General features: G+C 67.6%; 4 protein-coding genes and 1 pseudogene. 4 read left to right on the forward strand and 1 reads right to left on the reverse strand.

From position 1 onward, the window contains the following. Positions 1 to 500 (reverse strand): annotated as a pseudogene (locus K8V11_RS08610) (aminopeptidase N); the annotation flags it as partial. Between the two features lie 191 nt (positions 501 to 691). On the opposite strand from K8V11_RS08610, the gene K8V11_RS08615 reads away from it, so the two are divergent. The 4 genes from K8V11_RS08615 to K8V11_RS08630 all read left to right on the forward strand — a co-directional run. Further along, the gene (locus K8V11_RS08615) at positions 692 to 1303 is read left to right on the forward strand and encodes a DsbA family protein (RefSeq protein WP_303912797.1); all 612 of its coding nucleotides are present in this window, start codon (positions 692 to 694) and stop codon (positions 1301 to 1303) included. Between the two features lie 74 nt (positions 1304 to 1377). Next, positions 1378 to 1863: a ribose-5-phosphate isomerase gene (locus tag K8V11_RS08620; protein ID WP_303912800.1), complete on the forward strand. Its 486-nt coding sequence runs from the start codon at positions 1378 to 1380 to the stop codon at positions 1861 to 1863. Positions 1864 to 2008: 145 nt separating this feature from the next. Next, complete coding sequence (locus K8V11_RS08625) at positions 2009 to 3724, forward strand: ABC transporter ATP-binding protein (RefSeq protein ID WP_303912803.1); 1716 nt, start codon at positions 2009 to 2011, stop codon at positions 3722 to 3724. Then, a partial coding sequence (locus tag K8V11_RS08630; RefSeq protein WP_303912806.1) for an ABC transporter ATP-binding protein occupies positions 3721 to 4874 on the forward strand: 1154 nt, incomplete at its 3' end. The genes K8V11_RS08625 and K8V11_RS08630, both read left to right, overlap by 4 nt.

Genomic DNA, 4874 nt, shown 5'->3' on the forward strand with positions numbered 1-4874 from the left:
ACGACCTCCCAGTGCGCGGGAGCGGTAACGGTGAGCGAGTACGTCGCCTTGAGGTCGGGCTGGTCGAAGCACGCGAACACGCGCTTGGCGTCGGCCGATTCGAACTGGCTGTACAGGTACACCTCGTTATCCACCGGGTCCACCATGCGGTGCAGACCCTCGCCCGTGGTGGTGTATTCGACGTCCGCCGTCACCACCAATTCGCATTCGCCGCTCAGCCCGGTGAGCGGCAGGCCCCGTTCGGAGGTGTATCCCGAGGTATCGATGTCCTCACCGTTGAGCGTCGCGGAGACGTTGTGCGCGGCGCGGAGATCGATAAAGGTGGACACATCGCTTTCGAGGGCGCGGAACTTCACGGTGGTCTTCGAGCCATACGTATGCGGGCCCTCCGCCGGGGCCTCCAGCACGCCCGAAAGGTCCAGGTCGATGGTGTAATGATTGACCTCGAGCTGCTCGGAACGCCTCTGCGCTTCGTCCCGGGTGAGGTTCACTGATGTCATCTAAGCCTCCAAAAGTTCGTGCGGCACGCCTGCATGCGAACACCTCGGTTCGCGTCCTGCCTTCAAGTTTTACCCTTTCCGCTCGGGTGTCGACCCCGCTGCCGGTGGCGAGAACGCCGAGAGTGGGCGCAAGCTGATGGTGCGAAAGCGCGCACATGACCGCATTTACATCTGTGAAAAGGGGACCTTTTATGAGCACCACCGAGCACGTCGATTTCTACTTCGATCCGTTCTGCCCGTTCGCATGGGTCACCTCCCGCTGGATCCACGAGGTTCAGGCGCAGCGCGACGTGTCCGTCGGCTGGCACGTGATGAGCCTCGCCGTCCTCAACGAGGACAAGGACATTCCCGACGACTACCGCGCGATGCTCGCCGACGCCTGGGGCCCGGTGCGCGTGTGTATCGCCGCCGCGGAGGCGCACGGCGAGGAGGTGCTCGGCCCGCTCTACACGTCGCTGGGAAAGCGGATTCATGACGCCGGACGCCGCGAGGACCTGGACGCCGTGATCGCCGAGTCCCTCGAGGAAAACGGCCTGCCTGCCGAGCTCGCGAAGGCCGCGAACTCGACGGATTATGACGACAAGCTTCGCGAGTCCCATCACCGCGGCATGGACCCCGTGGGCGACGAGGTCGGCACGCCGACCCTCCACGTCGGAGGCTCCGCATTCTTCGGCCCCGTGATCACTCGGATCCCGCGCGGGCAGGAGGCGCTCGACCTGTTCGACGGAGTCATCCAGGCCGCGAAGTACCCGTACTTCTTCGAGCTCAAGCGTTCGCGCACCGAGAGCCCGCAGTTCGACTGATCCTCGGGGCGTGCTCGACGCGCTCACCGGGGACGAACGACCGACGGGGCGATGCGCATGGCAGAATTCGTGCCATGCGCATTTACCTCGGAGCAGACCACGCCGGATTCGAAGCCAAGAACGCCATCGCCGATCACCTGAAGGCCGCGGGCCACGACGTCGTCGACTGCGGCGCCCACGAGTACGACGCGGTCGACGACTACCCGGCCTTCTGCATCGCGGCGGCCGAGCGTGTCGTCGCCGACCCTGGCAGCCTCGGTTTCGTCCTCGGAGGATCGGGCAATGGCGAGCAGATCGCCGCGAACAAGGTCCCCGGCGCGCGCTGCGCGCTGGCCTGGTCGGTGGAGACGGCGCGGCTGGCGCGCGAGCACAACAACGCCCAGCTCGTCGGCATCGGCGGCCGCATGCACTCGCCGGAGGAGATCCTCGCGATCGCCGACGCCTTCGTAGACCAGGCCTGGTCGGAGGAGGCCCGCCACCAGCGCCGCATCGATATCCTTGCCGAGTACGAATCGAACCACGAGGCGCCGGCCCTTCCCGCCGAGCCGAAGGAGCTGTAGCGCGCACCTTTCGTCTGACGCCGCCGTCCCCGATCTCGGGGACGGCGGCGTTCTTTTGTATCGATACCCTGTCTCGGGCTTTCGAGCGCGCCGAACGTGTCCTTAGCTGGTACTTTCGCCGGGGCGTCCGTAATATTTGCCGACGATGACTGCCCCCGCTCGCGAACGACGCGCCACAAAGAACGATCCACCGGCCACGGGCAACGCCCTGCTTTTGCGGTCGCTGCGAAGGCACCCGGGCCCGGTGGCATTCGGCGTTCTTCTCATGTCGACCTGGCAGGTTTGCGAAACCCTCGTTCCCGTCGCCATCGGTCTCATCATCGACCATGCGGTAATCCCCAAGAACCTCGCTGCGCTCGCTTGGTCGATCATCGGCCTCGCGCTGCTCTTCGTGGTCCTCAGCTTTGGCTACCGATTCGGTGCGCGTGCGTTCCAAAACGTGCGGGAGGAGGAATCCCACGCGATGCGGGTCGAAGTCGCCGACGCAGCGCTCACCACCGAATCCCGCAGCGAAAGGGCGCCGGGCGAAGTACTGTCCCTCGCCTCCGCCGACGCCGACGTCACCGCGGAAGTCTTCTTCCACATCGGACGCGGGAGCGCAGCGCTGCTCGGGCTGCTCGTCGCCGCCGTGTACCTCTTCGTCGCGGATCCACTCACCGGACTCGTCGTCGCGATCGGGGTGCCGCTGTCCCTGGTCGCCGTCTCGCTGCCGAGCCGCGCGATCACGGCCCGCTCGACCGCGCAGCAAGAGGCGATCGGCGCGGCGGGACGCAGCGCCTCGGACCTCATGCAGGGCATCGGGGTGCTCAAATCGCTCGGAGGCGAACGCTGGGCGCTCGGCCGATACCGCACACTCTCGCGCAAGGCCGCCACCGCGGGTATCGCCACCGGCACGCGGTCGGGTCTGCTCGAGGGCATCGGCGCGCTCACCATGATGGCGGTGCTCGCCGCCGTCATCCTCACCGCAGGATTGCGCGTGACCAGCGGTGGCATGGGAATCGGCACCTTCGTTGCCGTGCTCGGCGTCGCCGCATTCTTCACCGAACCCATGCAGTCGTTTGCGCAGATCATCGGCGCCCTGGCCCGCTCGCGCGGCGCCGCCGCACGCATCGCCGAATACCTCGCCGAAGCCCGGGCCCCCGGCGCAACGGCCCCGGTCCCCGGCGCCGAACCTTCCACACCGCAGGCGCTCCGCAGCCACGTCGACTCTTCTTCCGTAGAGGCCTCGGAGGCGTCCGGCCTCCGGGTGTCGCTCCCACCGCTGGATGACGTCGGACCCCTCGAATTCCATGCCCCTCCCGGCGCCCTCACCGCGATGGTCACGCAGAAGCCGTCCGACGCCGCCCGCGTTATCGCCGCCCTTGCCGAGTCCGGTTCGCACGAGATGATCGTTGCCCCGCACGACGTCGACCTGTTCGAGGGAACACTGCGCTCCAACATTGCCCTCGACCACGATGCGGATGTCGAAATCGACGAGCAGGTGCTGCGCGCGTCGGGCGTCGCCGACATCGTCGAGTTGCTGCCCGGGGGATTGGACCACCGGATTCAGGACCTCGGCACGAACCTGTCCGGCGGGCAGCGCCAACGCGTCGCTCTCGCCCGCGCGCTCGCCGCCGCCCCGAATGTCCTGGTCCTCCACGACCCGACGACCGCGGTCGACGCAGTCACCGAGGCCGCCATCGCCAATGCGATCTCGGAGCTCCGGCGGGGACGGTGCACGCTCGTGCTTACTTCCTCGCCCGCATTCCTTGCCGCGGCCGAGACCGTGGTGTTCGTGGAGGAGGGGACGTCCGCCGTCATAGGTGACCACTCGCAGCTTGCCGAGAACTCGCAGGCCTATCGAGAGGCGGTGAGCCGATGAGCGCGCCGGCCACGCATCTCCCGGTCGCGAGCTACCGCGCCTCGTTCCGCTACCTCGGCGCGCAGCTGCCCGGGCGGGCGGCACCCATCGCGGTGGTGGTGCTTGCCGGAGTTATCACCGCGGTAGCTGGGCTCGCGGGCCCGTGGGTGATCGGAGGTCTCGTCGACGAACTGCGCGCCGATCCGGCCGCCGACGCGGTGTGGCGGGGAGCTCTGATAGTCGCAGTCGCAGGCATCATCCTCGGGCTGGGCACGTGGATCGGGAGGGCGGCTCTCGCGCGCGTCACCGAACCCGCGGTGTCGAGGCTGCGCGAGGACGTGATGAGCCGCGCGCTCGAGCTGGACTCGGGGACCGTCGAGCGGACCGGGACGGGCGATCTCGTGTCCCGCGTCGCCGACGATTCCCGCAAGATCTCCGAATCCACCGAACAGATTCTGCCGCTGTTCCTGCAGTCGGTGTTCGTCGTGGTGATCTCGGGTGTGGGACTCGCTGCGCTCGACTGGCGACTCGGGCTTGTCGGGCTCGTCGCGGTGCCGATGTACTACCTGACTATCGCCTGGTATCTCCCGCGCGCCGAGCCGATTTATCGGGCCGAACGGGCGGCGTTCGGGCGACGCGCCGGCCGGTTGCTGTCGAGCCTGACCGGGCGCGACACCCTCCGTGCGTACCGCAAGCAGCAGGTCGAGCTCGATCGCATCCACTCGGCGTCCACCGAAGCGCGCGACCTGTCGATCGGTGTGTTCAAGTTCCTCACCAGCGCGATAAGCAGGAACAACCGTGCGGAGGCGGTCGTGCTGTCGTGCATCATCGTCGCAGGCTTTGCGCTCGTCTGGTTCGACGAGACCACAGCCGGGGCCGTGACCACCGCAGCGCTTGTCTACCACCGGTTGTTCAACCCGATCGGTGCCATCGTCGGACTGTTCGACGAGATGCTCTCTGCCGGGGCTTCGCTCACGCGCATGGTCGGGGTCATCCAGGCGGCGGAAAACACGGAATCGCCGGCCCACGGTTCCGCAGAACAGGGGAGGGGCGCTGCCACGGACGCAGACGCCGCGCTCGCCCTGGGCTCTGTCGAGTTCACCTATCCGGCGTCCGGTGACGAGGCCGACGCGCACGAGCCGGTGTTGCACGGCGTCGATCTCGAGGTGCC

Source organism: Dietzia timorensis, from assembly GCF_020742175.1.
GTDB lineage: Bacteria > Actinomycetota > Actinomycetes > Mycobacteriales > Mycobacteriaceae > Dietzia > Dietzia timorensis_A.